Genomic DNA, 21037 nt, shown 5'->3' on the forward strand with positions numbered 1-21037 from the left:
CCTAAGAAATGCAGCTTATAACTTAGGCCACTTCCTGGCCGGTGCTGGCTTTCAGGATTGCAAACCACTGCTGGCGCTCGAGTTTGATATCGAGCGCCGATACCATCCTGGCCAAGCGATCACGCTTGAGGCTGCCCAGCACCGGGATAAGCCGCGCGGGATGCCGCAACAGCCAGGCAATGGCGATTGCCGAAATATCAGCAACGCCGATCTCATCACCAACAGTTTGCAACGCATTGCGTACACGCTGGTCCTGCTCGCCTGTTCCGGTAAACAGGCTGCCGCCGCCAAGCGGTGACCAGATCATCGGCGCATAACGCAGCCGCTGCGCATGATCGAGACTGCCATCGGTCAAGGGTGCTGAATGCATCACCGATAGTTCGATCTGGTTGGTAACAACCGGGAAAGGCAAGCGCGAGGCAAGCAGATCAATCTGCGAGGGTGTAAAATTCGACACGCCAATAGCTCGCACTTTTCCGGCCTTAACAACCGACTGCAATCCTTCGGCGGTTTCATCCGCATCCATCAACGGATCCGGGCGATGCAACAGCAGCACGTCGAGATAATCCGTGTGGAGGTTTTTGAGCGAGCGATCCACCGACGCTTTGATATGAGCCGCGCTGGTATCATAATGTTTGACCCGGTTATCGGGCCGCTCGGCCGATGTCAGCATGATATCGCATTTGGTGATCAGCTCGATCGAGGAACGCTTTCCACTCCATCCGGCGAGCCCAGCGCCAAACGCTGCCTCAACACCATAATTGCCGTAGATATCCGCATGATCGAAACTAGTCAGGCCAAGATCAATCGCCTCATCGATCAGGCGCGCTACTTCACTTGCCGTCGGCTTGGCACCCTGATCGAGCAAGCGCCATGCACCCAGCACCAGCCGCGATAGCGTCAGGCCGTCAGAATTCAGCGCAATGCGTTTTTCGTAGGACATCGTGGCACCTCCATCACGCAAATCGAACATGCTGCATAGCCCAAAGCGGCAGCCAATCAAAGGGCGGCGCACATATCCATCACATTCAGCCTTTTGACAGTTCGCAATCAATATTGTACCACTCAGTAAAGAGTTTTCCTTTTGGTACAACAATAGAAATGGAGCCCGAAATGTCCGAGCAGCGTCCACCACTTCCACCCTTCACACACGAAACAGCCACGCAGAAAGTCCGGGCGGCGGAAGATGGCTGGAACAGCCGCAACCCGGAACGGGTGTCGCTCGCCTATACCGCGGACAGCCACTGGCGTAATCGCGCTGAATTCGTGCAGGGGCGCGATGCAATCGTTGCGTTTCTCACGCGCAAGTGGAACCGGGAACTGGAATATCGCCTGATCAAAGAACTTTGGGCCTTTACCGGTAACCGGATCGCCGTGCGCTTTGCCTATGAATATCACGATGATTCCGGCAATTGGTTCCGCGCCTATGGCAATGAGAATTGGGAGTTCGACGAGAACGGTCTGATGCGCACGCGCTTTGCCTGTATCAACGATCTTCCGATCAAGGAATCCGAACGGAAGTTCTTTTGGGACCGGTCCGCTCCACGCCCGTCTGCTCACGCCAGCCTTTCAGAACTGGGACTTTAAACCATGGCAAGGATGGTGGCAGAGCGCCCCGATGTTATCCCGATGCTCGGCGAAATTTTCCGGGAGTACGGTTACGAAGGCGCAAGCCTGGCTGTCATCACCGAGAAGACGCGTCTTGGAAAAGGCAGCCTTTATCACTTCTTTCCCGGCGGGAAGGAAGAGATGGCAACGGTCGTTCTGCAACAGATCGATGCGTGGTTGGAGGATCAAATCTATCGCCCGTTGCGCGAGAGCGACAACCCGCGCGCTTCGATCAGCGCGATGTGCAGGGCCGTATCAGACTATTTCCGGTCAGGATGCCGCGTCTGTCTCGTTGGCGCCTTTGCCCTCGACAATGTCCGCGATCGTTTTGCCAGCGCTATCGTCGATTACTTCACAGCTTGGAAAAGCGCCCTGGCCGCAGCCTTGCAAAAGTTAGGTCACAAGCCCGATGAGGCAGCCGACCTTGCGGAGGAAGCAGTCGCCAACATCCAAGGGGCACTGGTGCTGGCCCGCGCATTGAATGACCCCGCTGTGTTTGAGCGGGCAATGCTCAGGATCGAGCGCCGGTTGCTATGATGCCTCGTTGGAGACAAGTGCACCCGGTGCCAGAGGTTCGGCCTTGGCCAGCGCGGTTTTTTCCACACGCAAGACAAAGACCATCACGGCAATTGCCACGAAAACACCGCCAAGCACATAGGGCGCACCGCCAAAGGTGATCAGTGCATTTGGCGCGGTGAAGATCGCGAAAATCTGAGTGAAAATCAGCGGGCCAATAATGTTGGTGATACTGAACAGGCTCGTCATGGCACCCTGCAACTCGCCCTGCTCGGAAGGCGGAACTTTTGCGGAGGCAATGCTGCGCATTGCCGGGTCAGCGACGCTTTCAAGACAGGTCGCCACAATCACCGCATAGACCATCCAGCCTTGCCATGCGGCGGCATAACCAAAGAAACCAAGCGCGGTGAAAACGAGCCCGATAACAGCCGTATGCCATTCGCCAAATCTGGCTACCACCCGAGGCAGGATAAAGCCCATGACAATCGCGCCGCCCATGCCAAACACACCCAGCGACAGGCCGATATCCCGCTGGTTCCAGTCATAGCGGTAGGCACTGACAAATGACCAGACCGAGGGGTAAGCCATGTGGCCAAGCGTCAGCATGAAAAACACCAGCCCGATCCAGAGAATGCCTTTATGCCCGCGCATCTGCTTGAGGGCGCCGAGCGGGTTAGCACGCGTCCAGTCGAATGTGCGGCGATTTTTGACCTCCAGTGTTTCCGGCAGAAAGAAATAAGCCACGATGAAATTGAGGAATGCTATCAGCGCGGCACCGTAGAACGGTACGCGCGGTCCAAACTCTCCGAGCAATCCGCCGATGATAGGCCCAAGGACGAAGCCGACACCAAACGCGATTCCCAATAATCCAAAATTCTTGGCGCGGTTCTCATCCGTACTCACATCAGCGATGTAGGCGGACGCAGTCGAGAAACTCGCACCGCTGATACCGGCCAGGACACGGCCGATGAACAGCACGCCAAAGCTGGTTGCCAATGCGCAGATCAGATTATCGATGGCAAATGTAAACACAGACGCGAGCAACACCGGACGGCGTCCGAACCGGTCGCTCAAATTGCCAATCAATGGTGCGAAAATGAACTGCATGGCGGCATAGACAAACAGCAGCCACCCGCCATCAATTGCCGCCTGGCTGACATCCGAGCCTGTCAATTGTTCGAGATAGGCTGGCAATACCGGCACGATAATCGCGATGCCGATAACATCGAGCAGAAGCATGATAAAGACGAGAGTCAGCCCACGTTTGGCAAGGACGGGATCAATCATCGAAAAACTCGCGCTAGATATCCCGGAGCGAAATAAACCCGGAAAATGCTCTTAAACGATTTCTGCAAGCGAAACAATACGTGAACATGATCAGAAAATCCGGGGAAAAGCTTCCAAATTATGTGCTTGAGCAAAAATCTCCTGACAAGGACTGCCAAACAAACTCAAAAATGAAGAGGTCTGTACCGGCGTTGCATCTCTGTTGCGCGTGGTTCGCCCTTCGACAAGCTCAGGAGCTCACCATGAGGGAGAGGGATGGGTTGCAGGGAGCTAAGGTCTGCAATGTTTCCGACGAGCCTTGCAGCCAACCATCTCCCTCATGGTGAGCTTGTCGAACCACGCAGAGAAGATCCTGCCAAGTACCACTAGCAACGCTTCAACCCAACAACACCCTTTACCTCGCATAATGGGTTGGCAAAGCCGTCGTCGCCTTCAAAGTCTCCATCGAAACCGAGGCGGATATGTCAAAAAACTCGACCTTTTCAACCAGCGTTTTGTAGATACCGTCATAGGCTTCGACACGCGGCAGAACCAGTTTCAGGATATAATCAATTGTGCCTGTCATTCGGTGCACCTCGACAATTTCAGGGATATCGATGATCGCCGCTCGAAACTGCTCCAGCCAATCGGCCGAGTGCCGTGCCGTCCGCACAATCACAAACATCGTAGTCGGCAGTCCCATGACAGGACGGTCGAGTAATACAACGCGCCCCGCGATATATTTCTCCTCCTCAAGCCGCTGGATCCGGCGCGAACAAGCCGATATGGACAGGTTGACCCGGTCAGCCAGATCAGAGACTGCAAGAGAAGCATCCTGTTGCAGCAAATCCAGAATCTTACGGTCACGATCATCGAGCATGGCAATCCTCAGGCAAATTTTCAGCGCTGCATCATCATAACACGCCGAATATTTGCATGGAAACAAATTTCCGTTGCAAACTTTGCGAACCCTTCGCGCGCGCTTCGAACTATGATTCCAGCATCGATTTCAAGGGAGTTTGTGATGCAGACGATTGGACTTATTGGCGGAATGAGTTGGGAAAGCACTGCTGTCTATTACCGGCAGATCAATGAGGCCGTCCGCGCCCGTCTGGGTGGGCTGGCTTCCGCCAAGGTCGCGATGCAATCGCTTGATTTCTCCGAAATCGTCGCCCTGCAAAAGAGCAATCGATGGGATGACGCAGCAGCACTTCTATCCGATGCGGCCAAACGCCTTGAAGCTGCCGGTGCCGATAGCGTTCTCATCTGCACCAATACCATGCACCTCGTTGCTGACGATGTAGCAAAATCGATCAATGTGCCCTTGATCGACATCCGCCGCGAAACCGGCCTCGTGCTGGCTGCCGCAGGCAAGAAGCGCCCGCTTCTTATGGCAACGCGTTACACGATGGAGCATGGGTTTTATGCCGATTATATGCGCGATGAATTCGGCATCGAGGTCGTTGTGCCCAATGAAATCGATCGCGCAAAAGTTCATTCGGTGATTTTCGATGAACTCTGCTGCGGTATCGTGAAGGAAGATTCCCGCCACGCTCTGGAAAAGATCATTCTGCGCGGCAAGGAAGCCGGTGCTGATTGCGTCATTCTCGGCTGCACGGAAATCTGCCTGTCGGTCACCGACGATAACGTCGCCCTGCCCGTATTCGACTCAACAACAATCCACTCCAATGCGGCTGTCGCCCATGCATTGGGACTGGATTTCGCGGGCAAGCAGAACGCCATTTAGCGGTCTGAAATTTGCATGAGCACGGTGCGTGGTTCGACAAGCTCACCATGAGGGAGATTGTGGATTGCGGGAGCTGTGTTCTGCAAATGATCGGGCTGATAATGCAGTCAGCAATCTCCCTCATGGTGAGCTTGTCGAACCACGCACCACTTATCGTGCAGCGGCGGTTTGATCAGATAGCGCCGCTGAATGTATCGCAGCTATCGAGCTTGCCACTGTCAAAGCCGCGTTTGAACCACGAACTGCGCTGCGCAGATGTTCCGTGGTTGAAGCTTTCAGGAACCACATAACCCTGCATCTTGCGCTGCAAAGTATCATCGCCGATCTGCTTGGCCGCATTCAGCGCTTCTTCCAGATCGCCTGCTTCAAGAATACCCTTCTGCTGGGTAAAATGTCCCCAGATACCGGCAAAACAATCCGCCTGAAGCTCGACACGAACAGACATGGCGTTGGCGTCGCCCTCACTCATGCTCTGACGCATCTGATTGAACTTCGGCAGGACACCAATCAGGTTCTGCACATGGTGTCCAACTTCATGCGCCAGCACATAAGCCTGCGCAAAATCACCTGACGCCCCGAACTTTTTGTCCAACTCATCGTAAAAGCTCAGGTCGATGTAGAGCTTCTTGTCACCCGGGCAGTAGAATGGTCCTGAGGCCGCACTGGCAAAGCCGCATGCCGAACGCACCTGACCATTGAACAAAACCATCGTTGGCGGCGGATATTGCTTGCCTTCAGATTGGAAAATGCCGCTCCAGACATCTTCTGTCTCGGCCAAAACGGTTTTGACGAACTGGGTCATCTGATCATTGCTTTGAGCAGACGTCCGTGGAGCCGATGACTGGGTCTGGCTTTGTCCCGGCGCCAGCTGATCGAGACCACCGCCGTCAACCAGAATCTGCATCGGGTCAATATTGGTGCAGAATTTCAGGAACAGAAAAATAGCCGCGAGAATAAGGATGCCCGATATGCCGCCGCCTCGAACGGATTGCATGCCGCCGCCACTGGGAAAGCGAAAACCGCCACCATTGCCTAGTCCGCCGGATGAACCGCCGTCATCGCCCTCGGTGCGGCGGTCCTCAACATTGTCACTCTGTCTACCGCCCTGCCAACGCATTTCCCACCTCCTGATCGCCTTCGGCCGAACCGGCCGATATGCTGCACTTCCAACAGTATAGTGCGTTATTTGTTCCACGCACGATGCTATTTTCAACTGCTGGCTGCAATCTATTCATGATCAATTTTCGTGACCGATTAATGCAGCAGAACCCTTATGTTTGGGCAGCAGATCAATATGAGAGATCATCTCTTGTGTTATCCATGCAAAGTGCGGCGAAAAAGCATGGATTTGCGCGTTTTTTGGGGTTACGTAATGCGATGGCTTTGCCTATAAGGCAGCCTTAGCCTCGCATTAGGAATTTTGTGTCTGCCCGTACGGTCGAATCCGTGCGGTTTTTTGTGCAGCACGCTGTTGATAGGAAGAAGCCATGCCAAAACGCACCGACATCAAATCTATTCTGATCATCGGCGCAGGACCGATTATCATCGGTCAGGCATGCGAATTCGATTATTCCGGTACACAGGCCTGCAAGGCTTTGAAAGAGGAAGGCTACCGAGTCATCCTTGTGAACTCCAATCCGGCAACGATCATGACCGATCCGGAACTGGCCGACGCGACCTACATCGAGCCGATCACCCCGGAAGTTGTTGCCAAAATCATCGCCAAGGAACGCCCTGACGCTCTGCTGCCAACCATGGGTGGTCAGACTGCGCTGAACACAGCGCTTTCGCTGCGCCGCATGGGCGTTCTGGAACGCTACAATGTTGAAATGATCGGCGCCAACGCCGAGGCAATCGACAAGGCCGAAGACCGCGCGCTTTTCCGCGAAGCCATGGCCAAGATCGGCCTTGAAACCCCCAAGTCCATGCTGGCCAATGCGACAGAGGTCAAGAATCTCGATCGCAAGTTGCACAAGGAACAGCGCGAAGTTGTCAAAGGCCAGTATTCCGGTGCCGAGCTTGATGCGGCTCTCGACAAGCTGGAAACCGAATGGCAGCTCGGTGAAGGCGACCGCAAGCAGCGCTATGTATCCCACGCGCTTGGAATGGCCGGTGCTGCGCTTGACCATGTCGGCCTTCCCGCGATCATCCGCCCGTCATTTACCATGGGTGGAACCGGCGGCGGCATAGCTTACAATCGCACCGAATTCTACGAAATCATCGGCAGCGGCCTTGATGCTTCCCCGACCACAGAAGTGCTGATCGAAGAATCGGTTCTCGGCTGGAAGGAATATGAAATGGAAGTCGTCCGCGACAAGGCGGACAATTGCATTATCATCTGCTCCATCGAGAATATCGATCCGATGGGCGTTCATACAGGCGACTCGATCACCGTAGCACCGGCCTTGACCCTGACGGACAAGGAATATCAGATCATGCGCAATGCCTCGATCGCTGTATTGCGTGAGATCGGTGTTGAGACAGGCGGCTCCAATGTGCAGTTCGCCGTCAATCCTGAAAACGGCCGCCTGATCGTCATCGAGATGAACCCGCGCGTATCCCGTTCTTCGGCCCTTGCCTCCAAGGCAACAGGCTTCCCGATTGCCAAGATCGCAGCGAAGCTTGCTGTCGGCTACACGTTGGACGAGCTGGAAAACGATATTACCGGTGGTGCAACCCCGGCTTCGTTCGAACCATCCATTGATTATGTCGTCACCAAGATCCCACGCTTTGCCTTCGAAAAATTCCCCGGAGCGGAGCCGACACTGACAACAGCGATGAAGTCTGTTGGTGAAGTCATGGCGATTGGCCGCACGTTCAAGGAATCGCTGCAGAAAGCCCTGCGCGGCCTCGAAACCGGCCTCACGGGTCTCGACGAGATCGCCATTCCCGGCCTCGGCGAAGGCAGCGACAACAATGCCATCCGCGCCGCCATCGGCACACCGACGCCGGACCGCCTGCGCATGGTCGGACAGGCCTTGCGGTTGGGCCTGAGCGTTGAAGAAGTGCATGAGGGTTGCAAGATCGATCCATGGTTCCTCGAACAGATGGCGGAAATCATCGCCACCGAAGAACGCGTGCGCGAACACGGTCTGCCACAGGATGCACAGAACCTGCGTATGCTGAAGGGCATGGGCTTCTCCGATGCGCGCCTTGCCAGCCTTGCCAAGATCGAGCCGAATGATGTGCTCAAACTGCGCAACAAGCTGGATGTTCATCCGGTCTTCAAACGTATTGATACCTGCGCGGCCGAATTCGCCTCACCGACAGCCTATATGTACTCCACCTACGAAGTGCCATTTGCGGGCGCCGTTGCGTCCGAAGCGCAGGTTTCTGATCGCAAGAAGGTCGTCATTCTTGGCGGCGGACCCAATCGTATCGGTCAGGGCATCGAGTTCGATTATTGCTGCTGCCATGCGGCCTTCGCCCTGCGCGATGCCGGTTATGAAGCCATCATGATCAACTGCAATCCGGAAACGGTATCGACTGATTACGACACATCAGATCGTCTGTACTTTGAGCCATTGACTGCAGAAGACGTGCTTGAAATCCTGCGCGTCGAGCAGACAGCCGGAACATTGCACGGCGTCATCGTTCAGTTCGGTGGACAGACACCGCTGAAACTCGCCGAAGCGCTCGAAAAGGCTGGCATCCCGATCCTCGGGACGTCGCCCGATGCTATCGATCTGGCTGAAGACCGCGACCGTTTCCAGAAACTGCTGATCAAGCTTGATCTGACCCAGCCCAAGAATGGCATTGCTTATTCGGTTGAGCAGGCGCGCACCATCGCCGGTGAGCTTGGCTTCCCGCTGGTTGTCCGCCCGTCCTACGTTCTCGGCGGCCGCGCCATGCAGATCATCCACGATGAGCGCGCGTTGCAGAGCTACCTGCTCGACACGGTGCCGGAACTCGTCCCGGAAGACATCAAACAAAAATATCCGAACGACAAGACCGGTCAGATCAACACGTTGCTTGGCAAGAACCCGTTGCTGTTTGATCGCTACCTCAGCGAAGCCATCGAAGTCGATGTGGATTGTCTGTGCGACGGCAAGGACACCTGGGTTTCCGGCATCATGGAACATATCGAAGAAGCCGGCATTCACTCGGGCGACAGTGCCTGCTCGCTGCCGGTTCATTCGCTTTCTGCCGAGATCGTCGCGCAGCTTGAAGCTGAAACTGCGGCGCTGGCAAAATCGCTCAATGTCGTTGGCTTGATGAATGTGCAATACGCCATCAAGGACGGCACGATCTATGTGCTGGAAGTCAATCCGCGCGCGTCGCGTACGGTGCCCTTCGTTGCCAAGACCATCGGCAAGCCAATCGCCAAGATCGCAGCCCGCATCATGGCGGGCGAAACACTGGATGAGGCCTTGGCTAATTACGGCGGCAAGCCATCCAGCACCGGACGCAAGCACATTGCAGTCAAGGAAGCTGTCTTCCCATTCGCCCGCTTCCCCGGTGTCGATATCCTGCTCGGACCAGAAATGCGTTCGACCGGCGAAGTCATGGGGCTCGATTATGACTATGCGTTGGCCTTCGCCAAGGCACAGCTTGGTGCCGGTGTTGACCTGCCGCGCGATGGAACATTGTTTGTGTCTGTCCGTGACGAAGACAAGCAACGCATCCTCTCGCCGGTCAAACGGCTTGCCGAGCTTGGCTTCAAGGTTCTTGCAACTGGCGGTACGGCCCGTTTCCTCGCGGAAAATGGCGTTGCGGCACAGAAGATCAACAAGGTTCAGGAAGGTCGCCCGCACGTCGAAGATGCTATTCGCAACCGGCAGGTCCAGCTGGTGTTCAACACGACAGATAGTGCCAAGGCGATCTCGGACTCGAAATCACTGCGCCGCGCGACGCTGATGCAGAAAGTACCATATTACACGACCCTGTCTGGAGCCGATGCCGTGGCCGAGGCCATTGCAGCGCTCAAAGCTGGCTCGCTTGAAGTGCGTCCCCTACAGGATTATTTCTAAGCCCTGATCTGGTCACGGCCCATGCCGTGACCAGATTTTATTGTCAGGTGCGCTTGGGTTCCTTTGTCGGATCGCCCTTTTCCGCGTTGAGCGCCACACCGGCCGCGACAAGCTTGGTGACCACAGCTGTTTTTAATTCACCCGGACCCTGCAGTTTCAGCGAAGCCATCAAAAAGCTGCCGTTCTCTTCAAGTTTTGGTTCAAGCGATTTCATTTCCGCGCCACGCCACAGCGCAAACGCCACATGCGACTTGTGCGCTTTGAAGAGGCACACTGGACCATTGGACTCATAAACCGGATGGCCCCATTTGAAGGTCTCCGTAATTCCGTCCACACTCAATATGTCCCGCCGCAGCGCCACCAGAGCTTCTGCCTGCCAGCCACCAAGGCCCGCAATATAATCGTCAACCGTCTTGGCCACGTTCACCCCTCCCTCTCATGTTTCAAAGCTTAGTTCGGCGTCCCGTCAGGATCGCCCTTCTGCAATGTTTGCAGGTAATCTTCAAGCCGATCGAGACTCTCATCCCAAAATCGCCGGTAAAATTCCAGCCAATCGGAAACCTCGCGCAACGGTGCCGCTTCGAGCCTGCACGGCCGCCACTGCGCTTCCCTACCCCGCGCGATCAGCCCGGCCTTCTCCAAAACCTTTAAGTGCTTCGAAACGGCTGGCATGCTCATCTTAAAGGGCTCTGCCAATTCGGTCACGGATGTCTCGCCCTCGGCCAAACGTGCCAGAATAGCGCGCCGTGTCGGATCGGCGAGCGCTGCAAGGATGCCACTGAGGCGATCAGGCGTCATATGCTATATTACCTTTAGGTTAAATAATATGAAAGGGATACTCCAGTGCCCAATAGGTGTCAAGAATCAGGTATTTAAAGCACGTACACATCTGCGTGCGAATCTCCCATAAACCTCAAATCCATTTGAAAAACCATTTGACCTCAACCTCACTGGAGGTTTTATAGAGTGCGCTCCTTGTTTGATTTCGAATTACCCAGGAGCAATCGATGGTCACCGATATTCAACGCGTTACAGACGCGCAATTTCTCCGGCTCTTCAGCGCAAAACGGTTTCTTGTTACAGGCGCAACGGGAAATGTCGGCAGACACATCGTCAATGAATTGCTGGAAAATGGTCATCTTGTCAGGGCTCTGACACGCAATGCGCTGAAGGCCGGACTACCGGCATGCGTTCAGGTTATCGAGGGCGATCTGACAAAACCCGAAACGTTCGAGCGTGCACTTGCCGGCATTACCGGTCTTCATCTGATTACCATCGGCGGAGATGACTATGCGCCTCTCGAGAATGGCCATGACATTGTCCAGCTGGCCCGCTGGGAAGGCGTTCAGCGTGTTTGCGTTCTCAGCGACGGGCGCCGGGGAACCGTCGAAAGAGCAGTGACGAACAGCGATCTTGATTGGACTATTCTGCAACCGGTCGATCTGATGTCCAATACTTTGGGCTGGATCAAAGGCATTAAATCGGCAAACACCGTTCGAGAACCCTATGGCAGCTTGGGCAAGACCATCGTTCACGAAGCTGACGTTGCGGCAGTTGCCGCGAAAATCCTTGGCGATGGTGGCCATTCACGCAAAACATTGAAGCTCACAGGGCCGGAGGTTCTGACCATCCCGGATAAAATTCGCGCCATCAGCGCAGCCACCGGCAAGCCCATTCGCTATATCGAGGTGAGCGAAGAGCACACGCGCCAATCCATGCGCGAACTTGGTATCGAAGATGACGTTATTGACTACGTTGTAGCGTGGAATCGCAATCCGCCGCCAGAAGGCCGCACAGTAAACCGCAGCGTCGAACAGATCACCGGCAGACCGCCGCGCAGCTTCAATCATTGGGTCAAAGAGCATGCCAGGCTTTTCTCTTAAGCGATGGCAGGCGAAATATAGCAGAGGCTGCATCTGTAGGTGCGTGGCCTGACAAGCTCACCATGACGCGCGGCAGCAGAATATCTAAACTCCGCTTATGCCCTCGCCCTCCAACCCATGACCGCTGGGATCGCTGACAAAGTGCAGCACCTTGGAAAATACGTGATTGCTTGTGTCTTCACGCCCGATGTGCACCACGGTAGACTTGGCAAGTTTATCGCGCAACACGGCCATAACCCGGTCATGCGCGTTAGCTTCCATCGCATCCAGCGCTTCATCGATGACAACCCAGTCCGGCTTATGCAGCATCAAGCGGGCAAATGCCAAGGATTGCTGTTCGTCATCGCTAAGCTCGCGATCCCAGCGTGAGCGGAAATCGAGCATGGTTTTGAGGCGGTCGAGACCCAATTCATGCAGTGCAGAGATAAGCTGTTCGTCGGGAAAAGCACCTTTCCCAAGCGGGTAAGACATGACCTCCCGCAGGCTACCCGGCGGAAAATAGGGAGACCGCGGCATGTAGAGGATTGCTGTGTCTTTCGGCAGGGAGATATTGCCCGCGCCCCAAGGCCAAAGACCGGCAATCGCGCGGAAAAGCAGCGTCCTGTCAATGCCTGCCTCGCTGGTGATCAGCACGCGTTCACCCGCCTTGACCACGGCTTTCTTCTCTTTCAGGCGCACAGTTGCCAAGGGCGCTGTAATCTTCAGCGAGTCAAAAATCAGCTCGTTTGTGTCTGACTCTGAAAACTTGATCCTTTGCTCGACGCTGTTGAGGGAATCCATCGACTGTACTGCCTGCCGGAATGATGTGACGCGCAGAAGGGTGGCACGCCAATCAGCGATTGCCCCAAAATTATCGACGAACCATTTCAGCGAAGCCTGCAGCTGATTGAATGAGCCAACCGCTATGATCATGCCGCCGAAGGACAGATTTCCGGTAAAATAAACCGGTGCGGCCACCAGATAAGGCGCGATATTCGTGAACCAGCCATAACCCGAGGTTACCCAGACCAGCTGTGTCCAGGCTGATACGAGCCTGCGGATTGCCGCGAGCAGCGCATCGACGTCGAGACCAAGCCTGACCTTTTCATCGGGTTCGCCGCGATAGAGCGAAATGGCATCAATATGCTCGTTTACCCGCATCAACGAAAAGCGCAAATCCGACTCCCGCTGATAACGGTCAGCGTTGAGTTTGATCAGTTTGCGGCCGACGAACCAGCTGATCCAGGAAGCCAAACCGGCATAGAGGATCGCAGCCCAAACCATGTAGCCCGGAATGGAAAAACTGTAGCCATAGACATTAAAGACAAAGCCGCTGGAAAGTCCCCAAAGCACACCGATAAAGCTGAGCACCAAAATGGATGCCTGCAAAAGGCCAAGACCGAGATCCGTCGACATTTCCGCAAGATGACGCGCATCCTCATGCAGACGCTGGTCGGGATTAACGCCAATTGGCCCCGAATTGGAAAGCTTGAAGGCCCTTCTCGGAACCAGCCATTCACCAATGAGATCGCGGGTCAGGCCTTCGCGCAGTTTCATGCGGGTCATCTGGTTAAACCAGGCTTGCGCCACAGCGAGAACCAGAAGCACGCTCGCAATAACCAGAAATACCAGCAGCTCATTAAGGAACGCGGGAAAATCGCGATGTGAAAGCGCATCGAGAAAGCGCCCATTCCATTGGACGAGGCGAACCTGTCCATTGGACGTCACGATAATGATAGCGAACAGGCTGAGCAGCAGCAGTATAAGCCGATTACGGATGGGTGAGATCCAGTAGACGTCGATAATAACGCGGAGCTGAGAAAGAAACCCCACCTGGACTTCGCCGGCAACGGCGGTGGCGGACGTCTTGCTCTGTTTCTCTTCCGCCATGAGTTAGCCCCCGTGGACGACCGTGATTCGGCATGTCCACTTTATCATCAATGGTTGCTTTAGACTGGATAAAGCTCTGGAATCCAACAGCTCAAGTAAGGCTCAATTTTGCCATATCAAGGGCGGAAACTTATCATCCGAAATTGGGCGATTTGAATGCGGCTTGTTTCGGCTCCGATTCTGTCTTATGTATCTCGCATCGATTTATCGGTCGAGTGACTTTGCGACCCGCGTAACCCGTTACGCTTCCTGATGAACTCCATTGCATAGGTTCGATTCCCTGGGCAGCATAGCTGTATGCTGCCTGTCTTATATCTCTGAAAGGAATTTCCCATGGCTACGGGAACAGTGAAATGGTTCAACAGCACTAAGGGCTTCGGTTTCATCCAGCCTGACACCGGTGGTGCAGACGTATTCGTACACATCTCCGCTGTTGAACGTGCAGGTCTGCGCGGACTCAATGACGGCCAGAAGATCAACTACGAAATCGTACAAGATCGTCGTTCGGGCAAGTCGTCCGCTGACAACCTCAGCGTTGCTGGCTAATCGCCGCAAGCGAAAATCGTCTGATTTTCGCACGCACAAATTTGAAAAGGCGGGATTTTATCCCGCCTTTTTGCATTTCAGCAGTCTCATTACAGCCTTCAGAATCTAGCCAACTTCGACCACGATCTTGCCGAACGGTCCGCGCTCGAGATGATCCAGCGCTGCAACAAAGTCTGCCATCTTGTAGGTGGCGTCGACGACCGGGATGATCCCTGTCAGATCATAAGCAGCGACCAATTCTTCCAATGATCGTCTGTGGCCCACTTGAATGCCCTCCACGACCACCCGCTTGCGGCCAAACGGGCTAAATCCACCCGAAATCTCAAAACCATCGATAACCCCAATCAGTGAAATTCGCCCCCCCACAGCGGTTGCGTTCAGGGATTTATCCAGATGGGCACCGCCGATCGTCTCCAAAATATGGTCCGCTCCGTAATCATTGGTCAGGCGATAAACCGCCTCGACCCAATCTTCTTTCTTGCGATTGATGCCATGGTGTGCGCCAAGCTCTTTTGCCCGAGCCAGTTTCTTGTCATCCCCAGACACGACGATAACTTGTGCACCATGCATCAACGCAATCTGCAGGCCGAATATCGAAACGCCGCCTGTTCCCAGAACGACCACGATTTCCCCTGCACGAATGTTTCCGCGTTCGACCAGAGCCGTCCACGCGGTCAGTCCAGCACAGGACAAGGTGCTGGATTGGATGTCGTTGAGCTTGCTCGGGGCTCGAACTGCCCAATCCTCGTGCAGGACGATATATTCCGCCAGAGCGCCTTGTAGGGGAGAACCGAGATAACGGCTATTGGGATCACGGGCTGTGCCAAAGCCCCTGCCGTCAATCCAGCCAGGAATAAAGGTCGAGATAACGCGATCATCTTTCCCAAATCGAGTGACACCGGCGCCGATTGCAACGACGGTTCCGGACAGGTCCGAAAGCGGGCTAACGGGCTCGATCAGCGGATCTGGCAAGCCAAAACCCGAATCCACCAGCAGCTTGTCACGATAATTGAGTGAGGCAGCAGCCACCTTGATCAGGATTTCATTGGAACCGGGTGTCGGAATTTCTGCGTCGACCAGTTTGAGATTGTCACGGCCAGCACCGCTCAGCGCCCAGCGTTTCATTGTCGTTGTCATTGTAAATACCTCGTTTTTACCCGTCTGCCGGGATGGAGGAATTCAGATTATATGATCGATTGTTGATGCAGTTGCGCTCATTTCGTGCATTATTGTATCCTTGAATTCTACAATGGAGCAGAAAATGAAGCGACTTGCAGGTATCGAAGAATTCGTCGCAGTGGTGGAGGCTGGCGGCTTTTCTGCCGCCGCCCATAAGTTGCCTCTCACCCGCTCCGCCATTGGCAAAACCGTGGCGCGGCTGGAAGAACGGCTCGGCGTGCGGCTTTGCCACCGCACCACACGCGCATTCCAGCTGACCAGCGATGGTCACACGTTTTACGAACACTGCGTGCGCATTCTCTCCGAACTTGATACCGCTGAGAATGCAATGCGGAACGACAAGGATGAACCGGCCGGACGTCTGCGGATCAGTGTTCCCGTGATTTTTGGCCGTTATTGCGTCGCCCCTGTCGTTGCGGAACTGGCGCGCCAATACACGCAACTGCGCTTCGACGTGTCATTTACGGATCGTCCCGTCGATCTGATCGAGGAAGGCTATGATCTCGTAGTGCGCAACGCAGTATTACCGGATACGACTGTTCTTGCGGCACGCAGCATCGCGCGGCAGCGCATGACCATTTGCGCAGCACCCTCATATCTGGCAATGCGCGGGACACCGGCGACGATGGAAGATATCGCCGAACATGATTCCATCGTTTATGGCCGCGAAGGCTACACCCGCCCCTGGCTTTTTCCGGACGGGAAAGGTGGCAGCTACACTGCTCCTGCACGTAGCCGCATGATCCTCGATGATCTTGAAGCAGCAGCTGATACGGCAGTGGCGGGAATGGGCCTCGCGTGGCTGCCATGCTGGCTCATTCGTGACCGTATACACAACGGCAGTCTTGTCAGGGTCTTGCCCGACATCGAGCCGCTTGTGTTTGATACCTATGCGGTGTGGCCAAGAGCGCCGTTTATGCCCACGCGCATCCGCGTCCTTATCGATGCGCTGGCTTCCCGCCTGCCCGGAATGACCGGGACAGGCGGGGAAATCAAATCAGCTGGTTACCTCATCGGGAATCCAGGTGATCGGAACATGGCCCTCGTCCCCGGCGACACGGCTTAGCCATTTTGCCACCGATGGATAGGCTGACAGGTCATAGCCGCCGCGGTTTGCTTCATGCGTATAAGCATAAAGCGCAATATCGGCGATGCTGATGGCATCCCCGGCGAAGTAAGGCGTCTTTTGCAATTGTTGCTCCATGACGAGCAAAGCTTTGTTGCCACCCTCCAATGTTGCAGCCAGCCGTTCCGGGGTCGCGTCCTTTGCCCGCTCCGGATAAAGCAGCAAAGCGCGCCGTACCGCAATATTGGGCTCATGCGTATACTGCTCGAAGAACAACCACTGATACACCAAGGCGCGGGCGTAGGAATCCTCAGGGATGAAGCGGGTGCCTTCGGCAAGATGCAGGAGGATTGCATTGGATTCTGCGAGAAACCGGCCGTCGTCCATTTCAAGAAGCGGAACCTTGCCATTCGGGTTTTTCGCGGTGAACTCCGGTTTTCGCGTCGAACCATCCGCCGACGAAATCTCGACATGTTCAAACGGCAAGCCGAGCTTGGCCATCAAAAGACGGGGTTTGTAGCAATTTCCGGAGCTAAGTTGTGAATAGAGTTTTGGCATGGCTGGCCTCCTGTGGCGGGCGAATATCGCCGCTGGTGTCCGGTCTGTCTAATCAGTTTGATTGAAGCGTTTTACAAGCATATGTGATGGTTTAAACGTTTCATGTCACACCCTGCATAGAAACAACGTTATGTGAAGCCTTCAACGCTGCTTTTGCTTGCGATTCCTTGGGTCTTGCGACATAGCAGACCCGCAAACCGGCTACCGGTCATCAAACGCTCGCTTCAGGAGAACGATACCATGGCATTCCTCGCCGACGCCCTTTCCCGTGTGAAAGTTTCCGCAACCATTGCGATCACCCAGAAAGCGCGCGATCTGAAAGCCGAAGGCCGTGATGTGATTTCCCTCTCCGTTGGCGAGCCGGATTTTGATACGCCCAACAATATCAAGGAAGCCGCCATCGCTGCCATCCGTCGCGGCGAAACCAAGTACACGCCTGTTTCCGGTATCGTGCCGCTGCGTGAGGCAATCGTGCGCAAGTTCAAGCGCGAGAATGAACTGGATTACAAGGCAAGCCAGACCATCGTTTCCACCGGCGGCAAGCATGTAATCTATAACGCACTTCTCGCCACACTAAACCCCGGCGATGAAGTGATCTGTGTGGCGCCTTACTGGGTCAGCTATCCCGAAATGGTCGCGCTGTGCGGTGGCACGCCGGTTATTGTTTCGGCACTGCAAAAGAACGAATTCAAATTGCAGCCGGAAGATCTTGAACGTGCGATCACGCCCAAGACCAAATGGGTCATCCTCAACTCGCCGTCCAACCCTTCGGGCGCTGCCTATAGCTGGGACGAACTCAAGAAGATTACCGACGTTCTGATGCGTCATCCGCATGTCTGGGTTCTGACCGACGACATGTATGAGCACCTGACCTATGGCGATTTCAAATTCGTCACACCGGCACAGGTTGAACCGAATCTTTATGACCGTACACTGACCATGAACGGCGTGTCGAAAGCCTATGCCATGACCGGTTGGCGCATCGGCTATGCCGCTGGACCGCAGGCGCTGATCAGCGGCATAGACATGGTGCAGGGTCAGCAGACATCGGGTACCAGCGCGATTTCGCAATGGGCTGCAGTGGAAGCATTGGACGGAACCCAGGAACACTTGCCAATCTTCAAAAAGGCTTTTGAAGGTCGGCGCGATCTCATCGTTTCGATGTTGAACCAGACCAGCCTCCTGGAATGCCCGAAGCCGGAAGGCGCATTCTACGTCTATCCATCCTGCGCCGCGGCCATTGGCAAGACCGCACCATCGGGCAAGGTTATCGAGACGGATGAGGATTTTGTCAGCGAATTGCTGTCGAGCGAAGCCGTTGCTGCTGTGCATGGTTCGGCATTTGGTCTGGGACCAAACTTCCGCATTTCCTATGCAACTTCGGATGCCAATCTTGAAGAAGCGGGCAAGCGCATTCAGCGTTTCTGCGCAAGCCTGCGCTGATACCTGCCAAATTCACGATATCAAGGGGCCCATGAGGCCCCTTTTTATTGACCACAATCAGCATCTCACGGCTTTGTGTTGAAACTGATCTGCAAAATCTGACGTATTCTCGATGAAAATCCGCCGGAATGAAAGAACAACGATGGTCATGATCCACCGCAAGCCCGCTTGGGCAATCGCCGAAACTCTGGCAACACCAGAAGATGTCTTTTTAAACCGGCGGGCCATTTTGCAGGCATGGGGTTTGGGTGCTTTGGCAAGCGCAGCCACCCTAGCGCTGCCAAAAATGGCCCGCGCCGAAGAAGCTCGCAAACCTGCAGGCAATCCAGCGCTCTATCCGGCAAAACGCAACGACGCCTATCAGCTCGACCGCAGCCTGACGCCGGAAGAGATCAATGCAAAATACAATAATTTCTACGAGTTTGGCGGCGATAAGACTATTTATACGGAAGCGCAGAGCCTGATTACCAATCCATGGGCGATTGAAATCGATGGAATGGTTGAAAAGCCCTTCACGATCGAGTTTGCCGATCTTGAAAGCAAAATTCCGCTAGAGGAACGGTTATACCGGCACCGCTGCGTCGAGGCCTGGTCAATGACCATCCCATGGACCGGCTTTTCCCTGTCGAAGCTGGTCGAGCTCGCCAAGCCACTCAGTTCCGCCAAGTACATTCGTTTCGAGACCTTCAATGATCCGTCGATGGCCAGCGGCCAGAACGGCTTTCTCTACACTTGGCCCTATGTGGAAGGCGTCACAATGGCCGAGGCGACAAATGAGCTCGCCTTCATGGTTACTGGAGCCTATGGCAAGCCGCTGCTCAACCAGTTCGGCGCGCCGATCCGTCTTGCGCTTCCTTGGAAATACGGGTTCAAGTCGGTAAAATCGATACGCAAGATCACGTTCACTGACAAAAGGCCAGTCAGTTTCTGGGAAGAACTGGCATCCAATGAATATGGCTTCTGGGCGAATGTTAACCCGGAGGTGGCGCATCCGCGCTGGAGCCAAGCGCAGGAGCGCGTGCTGCACACCAGCGAAACGGTGCCGACGCTTCTGTTCAACGGCTATGGGGATCAGGTCGCCTCACTTTACAAAGGCCTCGAGAGCGAAACGCTCTATCGTTAGTTTTAAGAAACTTGCCCCTGAAAAGAAAAGAGGCCGGACAATTGCCCGGCCTTAAGTTTTGAAGGATGCCATTTCTGGCAAAACCTCCAGAGGGGAACACTAGCGGATGCGCAATGGGAGGAGGAGACGCATCGGCTAGTGGTGTGGATATGAGCCCTTTGACCGTTTGTTGCAATCCCCCAATTGTGCATTGCACCCATGCGCCGGATGCATAGCGACAATTTATCAGCATTTTTGAAATGACAGCAGACATTTACCACGTAATCGGGCAATGCCATGCTCCAAACCAGTCAGCATTCAAAAAGAAATTTTTCCGGAAAAAGACAGAAAAGCCGATCAATAAGACCAAGTACGGGCTTTCGAGAAAAGGAAATCTCGAAATACGTGCAATTTGGCCGCGTTCTTGATTCCCTCGGGATAACAGAAGAACGTATCGAAAGATGGCATTTCCATCTCCGGTAAAAGGCGCACCAGCGTTGAATCCTTCTCGACCATGTAGTCAGGAAGCACCCCAAGACCAACGCCTTTCTGGATAGCGCGCTTGATCGACAGCAGGTTGTTGATCTGCAGAACAGCCGGCCGCAAATTCCCGTCAGACCGCCCGATACCTTCCAGCCAGTTAAGATTGGTCAGGTATGACGGCGCGGGTTCACCAAAGCTGACAATACGGTGGGAGTCGATCTCATCGATGTTTTCAATCTTGCCATATTTGGCAATGTAGCCTGGCGAAGCGTAGACATGCATGTGCACCGTGAACAGGCGGCGCTGGATCAGATCCGGCTGCTGCGGCTGCCGCAGACGAATGGCGCAATCCGCATGGCGCATCGTCAGATCTAGCTCTTCATTGTCGAGCAGCAACTGCAACTGCACTTCCGGATAAAGCTCAATGAATTCCTGCACGCGCTCAATCAGCCAGCCGGAGCCAAGGCCAACCGTTGTGGTCACACGAAGCTTGCCGGATGGACGGTCCTTGCTTTCGGTAAGGCGAGAACGAACATTCTCAAGCTTCATCAGCACTTCATGCGCCGTGCGATACAGCACTTCGCCCTGTTCGGTGAGGATCAGGCCGCGAGCATGGCGATGAAACAGAGGAACGCCGACATCCTGCTCCAATGCGCTCACCTGCCGGGATATGGCTGATTGCGATAGATGCAGCGTCTCAGCGGCATGGGTGAACGACCCCGCCTCTGCAGCAGCATGAAATATTCGCAACTTGTCCCAGTCAAGTGACATGGCGCAGTCTCTCCCCCATTCCGGCTCCGC

19 protein-coding genes are annotated in these 21037 nt (G+C 54.8%); 9 read left to right on the plus strand and 10 right to left on the minus strand.

The annotated features are described in order from the left end of the window. Positions 1-22: 22 nt before the first annotated feature. Entirely contained in the window at positions 23-943 is a 921-nt protein-coding gene (locus HB779_RS19010) for an aldo/keto reductase family oxidoreductase (RefSeq protein WP_188343795.1), read from the minus strand. Between the two features lie 170 nt (positions 944-1113). Here HB779_RS19010 and HB779_RS19015 point away from each other — a divergent pair, with 170 nt between their 5' ends. Continuing rightward, positions 1114-1587, plus strand: a complete 474-nt coding sequence (locus HB779_RS19015) for a nuclear transport factor 2 family protein (protein WP_188343796.1) — start codon at positions 1114-1116, stop codon at positions 1585-1587. A 3-nt stretch (positions 1588-1590) separates the two neighbouring features. Then, positions 1591-2145 (plus strand): TetR/AcrR family transcriptional regulator, encoded by a 555-nt coding sequence (locus tag HB779_RS19020; RefSeq protein WP_188343797.1) that lies wholly within the window; start codon positions 1591-1593, stop codon positions 2143-2145. Here the strand turns inward: HB779_RS19020 and HB779_RS19025 are convergent. Beyond that, positions 2140-3411: a TCR/Tet family MFS transporter gene (locus HB779_RS19025; RefSeq protein ID WP_188343798.1), complete on the minus strand. Its 1272-nt coding sequence runs from the start codon at positions 3409-3411 to the stop codon at positions 2140-2142. The two genes, HB779_RS19020 and HB779_RS19025, sit on opposite strands and share 6 nt — an antisense overlap. Before the next feature lie 394 nt (positions 3412-3805). Continuing rightward, complete coding sequence (locus tag HB779_RS19030; RefSeq protein ID WP_188343799.1) at positions 3806-4270, minus strand: Lrp/AsnC family transcriptional regulator; 465 nt, start codon at positions 4268-4270, stop codon at positions 3806-3808. Between the two features lie 144 nt (positions 4271-4414). Here HB779_RS19030 and HB779_RS19035 point away from each other — a divergent pair, with 144 nt between their 5' ends. Next, entirely contained in the window at positions 4415-5137 is a 723-nt protein-coding gene (locus HB779_RS19035; RefSeq protein WP_188343800.1) for an aspartate/glutamate racemase family protein, read from the plus strand. A 172-nt stretch (positions 5138-5309) separates the two neighbouring features. Here HB779_RS19035 and HB779_RS19040 read toward each other — a convergent pair whose 3' ends face one another. Continuing rightward, the gene (locus HB779_RS19040; protein WP_188343801.1) at positions 5310-6254 is read right to left on the minus strand and encodes a neutral zinc metallopeptidase; all 945 of its coding nucleotides are present in this window, start codon (positions 6252-6254) and stop codon (positions 5310-5312) included. 370 nt (positions 6255-6624) lie between these two features. Here HB779_RS19040 and carB point away from each other — a divergent pair, with 370 nt between their 5' ends. After that, positions 6625-10107, plus strand: a complete 3483-nt coding sequence (gene carB, locus HB779_RS19045) for a carbamoyl-phosphate synthase large subunit (protein WP_188343802.1) — start codon at positions 6625-6627, stop codon at positions 10105-10107. A gap of 43 nt (positions 10108-10150) precedes the next feature. On the opposite strand, the gene HB779_RS19050 is transcribed toward carB, so the two are convergent. Together HB779_RS19050 and HB779_RS19055 are read right to left on the minus strand one after the other, a co-directional pair. Beyond that, a complete protein-coding gene (locus HB779_RS19050) occupies positions 10151-10528 on the minus strand; it encodes a DUF1801 domain-containing protein (RefSeq protein ID WP_188343803.1) in 378 nt (125 codons plus the stop codon). 29 nt (positions 10529-10557) lie between these two features. Continuing rightward, positions 10558-10905 carry a helix-turn-helix transcriptional regulator gene (locus tag HB779_RS19055; RefSeq protein ID WP_188343804.1) on the minus strand — a complete coding sequence of 116 codons (348 nt, stop codon included), beginning with the start codon at positions 10903-10905 and terminating at the stop codon, positions 10558-10560. Between the two features lie 209 nt (positions 10906-11114). Here HB779_RS19055 and HB779_RS19060 point away from each other — a divergent pair, with 209 nt between their 5' ends. Continuing rightward, positions 11115-11990 carry an NAD(P)H-binding protein gene (locus tag HB779_RS19060; RefSeq protein ID WP_188343805.1) on the plus strand — a complete coding sequence of 292 codons (876 nt, stop codon included), beginning with the start codon at positions 11115-11117 and terminating at the stop codon, positions 11988-11990. An 84-nt stretch (positions 11991-12074) separates the two neighbouring features. Here the strand turns inward: HB779_RS19060 and HB779_RS19065 are convergent, their stop codons facing one another. Next, positions 12075-13859, minus strand: coding sequence for an ABC transporter ATP-binding protein/permease (locus HB779_RS19065; protein WP_188343806.1), 1785 nt, complete (start codon positions 13857-13859; stop codon positions 12075-12077). A 333-nt stretch (positions 13860-14192) separates the two neighbouring features. Between HB779_RS19065 and HB779_RS19070 the strand changes: the two genes are divergently transcribed. Then, on the plus strand, positions 14193-14405 hold the full coding sequence (locus tag HB779_RS19070) for a cold-shock protein (RefSeq protein WP_091877960.1): 213 nt from the start codon (positions 14193-14195) through the stop codon (positions 14403-14405). A 105-nt stretch (positions 14406-14510) separates the two neighbouring features. On the opposite strand, the gene HB779_RS19075 is transcribed toward HB779_RS19070, so the two are convergent. Then, on the minus strand, positions 14511-15542 hold the full coding sequence (locus HB779_RS19075; protein WP_188343807.1) for an NAD(P)-dependent alcohol dehydrogenase: 1032 nt from the start codon (positions 15540-15542) through the stop codon (positions 14511-14513). 124 nt (positions 15543-15666) lie between these two features. On the opposite strand from HB779_RS19075, the gene HB779_RS19080 reads away from it, so the two are divergent. Then, positions 15667-16650: a LysR family transcriptional regulator gene (locus tag HB779_RS19080; RefSeq protein WP_188343808.1), complete on the plus strand. Its 984-nt coding sequence runs from the start codon at positions 15667-15669 to the stop codon at positions 16648-16650. Here HB779_RS19080 and HB779_RS19085 read toward each other — a convergent pair. Then, complete coding sequence (locus HB779_RS19085; protein WP_188343809.1) at positions 16582-17208, minus strand: glutathione S-transferase family protein; 627 nt, start codon at positions 17206-17208, stop codon at positions 16582-16584. The genes HB779_RS19080 and HB779_RS19085 overlap by 69 nt on opposite strands. 240 nt (positions 17209-17448) lie before the next feature. Between HB779_RS19085 and HB779_RS19090 the strand changes: the two genes are divergently transcribed. Both HB779_RS19090 and msrP read left to right on the plus strand, forming a co-directional pair. Next, positions 17449-18651: a pyridoxal phosphate-dependent aminotransferase gene (locus HB779_RS19090; RefSeq protein ID WP_188343810.1), complete on the plus strand. Its 1203-nt coding sequence runs from the start codon at positions 17449-17451 to the stop codon at positions 18649-18651. Positions 18652-18793: 142 nt separating this feature from the next. Beyond that, positions 18794-19774: a protein-methionine-sulfoxide reductase catalytic subunit MsrP gene (gene msrP / locus HB779_RS19095; protein ID WP_188346011.1), complete on the plus strand. Its 981-nt coding sequence runs from the start codon at positions 18794-18796 to the stop codon at positions 19772-19774. A 336-nt stretch (positions 19775-20110) separates the two neighbouring features. On the opposite strand, the gene HB779_RS19100 is transcribed toward msrP, so the two are convergent. Continuing rightward, the gene (locus tag HB779_RS19100; protein WP_188343811.1) at positions 20111-21007 is read right to left on the minus strand and encodes a LysR family transcriptional regulator; all 897 of its coding nucleotides are present in this window, start codon (positions 21005-21007) and stop codon (positions 20111-20113) included. Between the last annotated feature and the right edge of the window lie 30 nt (positions 21008-21037).

It is taken from the genome of Phyllobacterium sp. 628 (assembly GCF_014189505.1).
Taxonomy (GTDB): domain Bacteria; phylum Pseudomonadota; class Alphaproteobacteria; order Rhizobiales; family Rhizobiaceae; genus Phyllobacterium.

What these genes read in the sequence shown, in the direction of transcription:
- HB779_RS19010 (WP_188343795.1), bottom strand. Translation starts at nt 943, where the DNA reads ATGTCCTACGAAAAACGCATTGCGCTGAATTCTGACGGCCTGACGCTA.
- HB779_RS19015 (WP_188343796.1), top strand. Translation starts at nt 1,114, where the DNA reads ATGTCCGAGCAGCGTCCACCACTTCCACCCTTCACACACGAAACAGCC.
- HB779_RS19020 (WP_188343797.1), top strand. Translation starts at nt 1,591, where the DNA reads ATGGCAAGGATGGTGGCAGAGCGCCCCGATGTTATCCCGATGCTCGGC.
- HB779_RS19025 (WP_188343798.1), bottom strand. Translation starts at nt 3,411, where the DNA reads ATGATTGATCCCGTCCTTGCCAAACGTGGGCTGACTCTCGTCTTTATC.
- HB779_RS19030 (WP_188343799.1), bottom strand. Translation starts at nt 4,270, where the DNA reads ATGCTCGATGATCGTGACCGTAAGATTCTGGATTTGCTGCAACAGGAT.
- HB779_RS19035 (WP_188343800.1), top strand. Translation starts at nt 4,415, where the DNA reads ATGCAGACGATTGGACTTATTGGCGGAATGAGTTGGGAAAGCACTGCT.
- HB779_RS19040 (WP_188343801.1), bottom strand. Translation starts at nt 6,254, where the DNA reads ATGCGTTGGCAGGGCGGTAGACAGAGTGACAATGTTGAGGACCGCCGC.
- carB (WP_188343802.1), top strand. Translation starts at nt 6,625, where the DNA reads ATGCCAAAACGCACCGACATCAAATCTATTCTGATCATCGGCGCAGGA.
- HB779_RS19055 (WP_188343804.1), bottom strand. Translation starts at nt 10,905, where the DNA reads ATGACGCCTGATCGCCTCAGTGGCATCCTTGCAGCGCTCGCCGATCCG.
- HB779_RS19060 (WP_188343805.1), top strand. Translation starts at nt 11,115, where the DNA reads ATGGTCACCGATATTCAACGCGTTACAGACGCGCAATTTCTCCGGCTC.
- HB779_RS19065 (WP_188343806.1), bottom strand. Translation starts at nt 13,859, where the DNA reads ATGGCGGAAGAGAAACAGAGCAAGACGTCCGCCACCGCCGTTGCCGGC.
- HB779_RS19070 (WP_091877960.1), top strand. Translation starts at nt 14,193, where the DNA reads ATGGCTACGGGAACAGTGAAATGGTTCAACAGCACTAAGGGCTTCGGT.
- HB779_RS19075 (WP_188343807.1), bottom strand. Translation starts at nt 15,542, where the DNA reads ATGACAACGACAATGAAACGCTGGGCGCTGAGCGGTGCTGGCCGTGAC.
- HB779_RS19080 (WP_188343808.1), top strand. Translation starts at nt 15,667, where the DNA reads ATGAAGCGACTTGCAGGTATCGAAGAATTCGTCGCAGTGGTGGAGGCT.
- HB779_RS19085 (WP_188343809.1), bottom strand. Translation starts at nt 17,208, where the DNA reads ATGCCAAAACTCTATTCACAACTTAGCTCCGGAAATTGCTACAAACCC.
- HB779_RS19090 (WP_188343810.1), top strand. Translation starts at nt 17,449, where the DNA reads ATGGCATTCCTCGCCGACGCCCTTTCCCGTGTGAAAGTTTCCGCAACC.
- msrP (WP_188346011.1), top strand. Translation starts at nt 18,794, where the DNA reads ATGGTCATGATCCACCGCAAGCCCGCTTGGGCAATCGCCGAAACTCTG.
- HB779_RS19100 (WP_188343811.1), bottom strand. Translation starts at nt 21,007, where the DNA reads ATGTCACTTGACTGGGACAAGTTGCGAATATTTCATGCTGCTGCAGAG.